The organism is Faecalibacillus sp. TM498 (assembly GCF_020589955.1).
Lineage (GTDB): Bacteria > Bacillota_I > Bacilli_A > Erysipelotrichales > Coprobacillaceae > Faecalibacillus > Faecalibacillus intestinalis.
The window spans coordinates 1-5,844 of the sequence record NZ_JAJDKB010000085.1 but is presented as its reverse complement, the minus strand read 5'-3'; the positions used below and the strand labels follow the sequence as shown (position 1 = coordinate 5,844).

The following is a 5,844-nucleotide window of genomic DNA, read 5'->3' as shown; positions in this document are numbered from 1 at the left end:
TAAAAAGATGTGTAATTTAGGAGAAATGATAGCCAGAGAAAATATAGAAAAAGGACATTCTATGGGACTAGTACAAGGACAAAAATTGGAAAGAAGAAAGAAAAATATTGAATTAATAACAAATTTGATGAATAGCTTAAGTATTTCGTTTTCAAAAGCAGTTGAATTGTTAAAAGTTTCTGAAGATGAAGTTTTAGAAATAAAAAAATATTTTGAAGCTTAATGGTATTTGCTGGCAAGGACGATATTTTGTCCTTGCTTTTATTTTTGATGACAAAAAATAGATGTAAATAGCTAGAAATGATAACGTTTTTGGGAAATGCTTGTGATAAAATAAACATGAGGAAAAAGGAGATGTATTATGAATACTTATGAACATTTATTTACACCTATTAAAATAGGAAATACAACAGTAAAAAATCGTATTTTTATGCCACCTTTATCAACTAATCTTGCAGATAAAGGTTATGTAACAGATGCGTTAGTAAAGCACTATGCAGCTAGAGCAAAAGGTGGAGTAGGGCTTATTGTAACTGAAGTTACAACTGTAGAACCTACATATACATATTTACCAGGAGATATGTCAATCTATGATGATTCTTATATTCCTGGATGGAAAAAACTTGTAGATGCAGTACATCAATATGATACTAAAATCTTATCACAACTCTTTCATCCAGCTTATATGGCTTTTCCAATTCCTGGGACACCACAATTGATAGCTCCTTCTAATGTAGGACCATATTATGCTAAAAGTGCCCCTCGAGAAGTAACAAAAGAAGAATTGAAAGTGATTGTTAAACAATTTGGTGAAGCTGCTTTACGTTTTAAAAAAGCAGGGGGAGATGGTGTAGAAATCCAAGCTGCTCATGCACATGGTTTATTAGGAGGATTTTTAACGCCTTTATATAATAAAAGAACAGATGAATATGGTGGAGATATTCATGGAAGATTACGTTTAACTTTAGAAGTTATTGAAGAAGTAAGAAAACAATGTGGTAGAGATTTTATCATTGATGTGCGTATTTCAGGAGATGAATACAGTGATGGTGGTTTAACACTTAATGATATGATCTATGTCTCTAAACAATTAGAAAAAGCAACCGTTGACTTTATTCATGTTTCTGGAGGAAATACCATTAAAAAAGGAAGTTCAATGCCAGCAAGTGGAACAGCTCCGGCACCACATAAACATGCAAGTGAAGAAATTAAAAAACATGTATCTATTCCAGTGGCAACAGTTTCGCGTATCAACGAACCTTGGGTAGCAGATGAGTTAATCGCTAATGGTGTTTGTGATGCGTGTATGATTGGTCGTCCTAATTTATGTGATAGTGAATTTGCAAATAAAGCCAAAGCAGGAAAAACAGATGAAATTAGACCATGTATTGGTTGTGGAAGATGTTTAACAGGAATTATGTTTGGTAAACCAATTAGTTGTACAGTCAATCCAGCTGTTGAAAAAGAAGAAATTGATGAAGCTCCTGTTAAGAAAAAAGTACTTGTTGTTGGTGGTGGACCAGCAGGAATGGAAGCTGCTTATGTCGCTAAAAAACGTGGACATGAAGTTGTTTTATGTGAACAAAGTGATCGTTTAGGTGGTCAATTAAATATTGCTTGTGTGCCTATTGGTAAACAAGAAATTACTAAAGTAGTTAAATATATGAAGAGCCAATTAATAGGTGTTGATGTTCGTTTAAATACAACTGTGACTAAAGAAATGATTGAAAATGAATTTAAAGATTATGAAATTATTACAACAGTAGGAGCAACACCTAAAGAAATCGAACCTTATAAAGTCTTTAAACAAACAATGACGGCTGATGATATTTTATCTGGTAAAAAATTTCCAGGTAGAAAGATCGTGATTATTGGTGGTGGTTCTGTTGGTTGTGAAACAGCAGATTATTTAGCACCATTGATTAATGATTTATTTCCTACAAATAGAGATATTACTTTAATTGAAATGACTAAAGGATTAATGACAGGGGAATCTGGAGCAACGAAATCATTGCTTACAAGACGTATGATGGAAAAAGGTGTGAAGATCGAATTAAATTCTAAGATCACTTATGTAGATGAAAATACAATTAAATATGAAAAGAATCATCAAGAATATGTTTTAGATGATGTTGATACATTAGTTTTTGCAGTTGGTTATAATCCAGTTGCTTCACCAATTGAAAATGCGCATTTAATTGGTGATTGTCAAAAAGTAGGAACATTAAAAGATGCTATTACAAATGCATATCAAATAACAAAGGAGATATAATAATATGAAACTATTAGAACCAATCCAAGTAGGGAAAATGACATTAAAAAACAGAATTATGTTTCCACCTCTTACAACAGGGTATGAAGAAAGAGATGGATCTATTGGTCAAAGAAGTTTAAGTTTTTATGAAAGATTAGCGAAAGGTGGAGCTTCTTATGTTGTTATTGGTGACGTAGCTCCTGTACGTACAGCATCACCAACACCAAAACTTTATAGTGAAGAACAAATACCAGCCTTTAAAAAACTTGCGGATACATTACATCAATATGATTGTAAAGTGGCTTTACAAATCTTCCATCCAGAATATGATGTTCCTGGTGTTGGAAAAATGATTATGGAAGCAGGAATAGCTCGTCAAAATGCGGCTAAAGCAAAAGCTGAAGGAAATGAAGAAGAAGCTGTAAAACAAACTGAATTAGCACAAAAGCTTACGAAAGATGCTTATGCTAAATTACATCATGATATGCAACATTTTGTAAATGAAGCAACAGTTGAACAATTAAATCAAATTAAAGAAAGTATTGCGAGTTGTGCGCATAAAGCAATGCTTGCAGGAATTGATGCGATTGAAGTTCATGGCGATCGTTTGTTAGGTTCTTTATGTTCTGAAGTATTAAATCATCGAAGTGATGCATATGGTGGTTCTTTTGAAAATAGAATTCGTTATGCTTTAGAAGTTGTTAAAGCAATTAAAGAAGCTGCACCTGATTTAACAATTGAATATAAACTTCCAATTATTACTTTAAATAAAGATGGAAGTTTGAGAGGTAAAGGTGGTTTAAAAGAAGCTGAAGGAATTGCTTTTGCTAAAGAATTAGAAGAAGCAGGCGTTGACATGATTCAAGTAGCTCAAGCCAACCATACAGGAAATATGGGTGATACGATTCCGCCAATGGGAGATGTTCCTTATAATTGGACATTACCAGTTGCTAGAAAAGTTAAAGAAGTTGTTTCTGTTCCAGTAGCAACAGTAGGTAGAGTGGTAAGTGTAGAAGCTGGTGAAAAGATCTTAAATGATGGAGATGCTGATATGATTGGTTATGGACGTTCTTTATTAACTGATCCTGATATTGCTTTAAAAGTGAAAAAAGGTGAATGTATTAGAGAATGTTTAAACTGTAATAAAGGATGCGTTGATGCAATTCAAAATAGACAATACATTTCATGCGTTTTAAATGCTGAAAATGGAAATGAAGCAACTGTTTCAATTAAACCAACAAATAATCCTCAAAAAGTTGTTGTTATTGGTGGAGGAATTGCTGGGTTAGAAGCAGCAAGAGTTGCTGCTGTTAAAGGACATACGGTGACTTTATTTGAAAAAGCAGATCATTTAGGAGGACAAATCAATATTGCCTCTGTTCCACCAAGAAAAAATGAAATCTTAAGAAGTGTTGAATATTATCAAAAAGTCTTACCTACATTAAATGTAGATATTCATTTAAATGAAGAAGCAAAAGATATCAATAGTTATGATTATGCTATTATTGCTGTAGGGGCACATAATATGGAAATGCCAATTCCTCATGATAACAGCAATATTGTTTCTAGCTGGGATGTTTTAAACGGACAAGAAGTTACTGGTGATTGTGTGGTTATTGGTGGAGGTTTAGTAGGTGCTGAAACTGCTGAATATCTAGCAAATAAAGGTCATCAAGTGACAATTGTAGAAATGATGGATAAAATTGCTGCTGGTGAATCTACAACTGTTTTACCATTAATGATGAAAGACTTTGCTGATCATAATGTAAAACAATTAGTGAATACAAAAGTAGATCATATTGAAAATAATATTGTTTATACAGCAAATGATCAAATCAAAGCTGATACAATTATTAATGCTTTAGGATCAAAGAAAAATATCTTTGATGATTCATCTATTACAATTCCTCATGTATGTGTAGGTGATTGTTCTGGTGAAAGAACTGCTGATATTGCAAGTGCTATTAGAACAGCTTATCATGCTGCTAATGAAATAGATTAATAGATAATAATGTAATAGAATGTATAATTTTGAAAGTTTTTGTATCACAGTACAAAAACTTTTTAATTTTAAATATTTATTGTATTACAATGTGATAAAGATGTGATGCATTTATGATTATCGAAAGAAAAGAGTATCTAAACAAGTTAATAACATGGAAAGATAAACAATTGATTAAAATTGTAACTATTAACTTTGAAGATTTGGATTATGAAGAATTAACAAATTATAAAAAATTATATAATTATTTAAAAGAAAAACTTATACCAAATAAAATGACATATATCTTTTTGGACGAAAGTCAAAATGTAGATCAATTTCCAAAAGTATTAGATAGTCTTTATATTAAAGATAATGTAGATATTTATGTAACAGGGTCTAATGCTTATATGTTATCAAGTGAAATAGCGACAATGATTTCAAGAAGATATATTCAAATAGAAATGTTGCCGTTATCTTTTAAAGAATATATGGAAAGTACAGGAAATATGAATGATAGAGGAATAAAATATACAGAGTATTTACAAAATAGTTCATTTCCATATGCTCTTCAGTTAAAGAATCAACCTGATGAAATACGTGATACCTTGAAGGTATTTATAATACAATTGTTGTAAAAGACATTGTCCATAGAAAAAATATAACAGATACAATGATGTTAAAGAGCGTTTTAAAATTTGTATTTGATAATATAGGCAATCCTTTATCATCTAAAAAAATTTCAGATACAATGACATCATTGGGAAGAAAAATAAATTCAAGGACCGTAGAAAAGTATTTAGAGGCTTTCAGTGAAAGTTATATTATATATCCAGCTAAAAGATATAATATTAAAGGAAAAGAGTATTTAAAATCACTAGAAAAATATTATATTGTGGATATTGGGATGAGATATATGTTATTGGGCTCTAAAATGATGGATACAGGACATATTTTAGAAAATGTTGTGTATTTAGAATTATTGAGAAGAGGATATGATGTATATGTTGGTAAAATTGATAATTATGAAGTTAATTTTGTTGCACAAAATCATAAAGGTACAATTTATTATCAGGTAGCTCTTACTGTAAGAGATGAAAAAACACTTCAAAGAGAATTAAGACCACTCCAAGCTATTCGTGATCATTATCCTAAAGTTATTTTAACAATGGATGAAGATCCAGAAATTCAATATGATGGTATTAGACGTATTAATGCAAGAGACTGGTTATTAGGTTTAACTGATTAAAAATATTTAATTTTAGAACTATAAAATAGTGACTTATAATTTTTAAGTACTTCAAAATATGAAAAAGACAAAATAAGTATGTAAGTTTTCCAACATATTTATTTTGTCTTTTTTCTGCATCATACAATTAGCTCATTTACTTATTATCGATATTCGATAATAAGTAAAAAAATAAAACTTTTTATTTATATCATTACTAAACAGCAGTATTTTTTACTCAACGACATTACTTTATTTTTTTATGTCAAAAAAATAAAAAATAATAATTTATAACTGTTGATTATTATATTTAGGAAGTTATGAAGGTAAGAAAAGCAATTATACCAGCAGCAGGATTAGGAACAAGATTTCTACCAGCAA

At 30.4% G+C, this 5,844-nt stretch carries 5 protein-coding genes; all 5 read left to right on the top strand.

From position 1 onward, the window contains the following. A partial coding sequence (locus tag LJD32_RS14390) for a hypothetical protein (protein WP_227392746.1) occupies nucleotides 1-223 on the top strand: 223 nt, incomplete at its 5' end. Nucleotides 224-361: 138 nt separating this feature from the next. After that, a complete protein-coding gene (locus tag LJD32_RS14385) occupies nucleotides 362-2,272 on the top strand; it encodes an FAD-dependent oxidoreductase (protein ID WP_227392745.1) in 1,911 nt (636 codons plus the stop codon). Between the two features lie 4 nt (nucleotides 2,273-2,276). Continuing rightward, nucleotides 2,277-4,256, top strand: a complete 1,980-nt coding sequence (bilR, locus tag LJD32_RS14380; protein WP_227392744.1) for a bilirubin reductase, long form — start codon at nucleotides 2,277-2,279, stop codon at nucleotides 4,254-4,256. Nucleotides 4,257-4,369: 113 nt separating this feature from the next. Continuing rightward, nucleotides 4,370-4,873, top strand: a complete 504-nt coding sequence (locus LJD32_RS14375; RefSeq protein WP_227392743.1) for an ATP-binding protein — start codon at nucleotides 4,370-4,372, stop codon at nucleotides 4,871-4,873. Between the two features lie 38 nt (nucleotides 4,874-4,911). After that, nucleotides 4,912-5,484 carry an ATP-binding protein gene (locus tag LJD32_RS14370; protein ID WP_264472174.1) on the top strand — a complete coding sequence of 191 codons (573 nt, stop codon included), beginning with the start codon at nucleotides 4,912-4,914 and terminating at the stop codon, nucleotides 5,482-5,484. Nucleotides 5,485-5,844 lie beyond the last annotated feature (360 nt).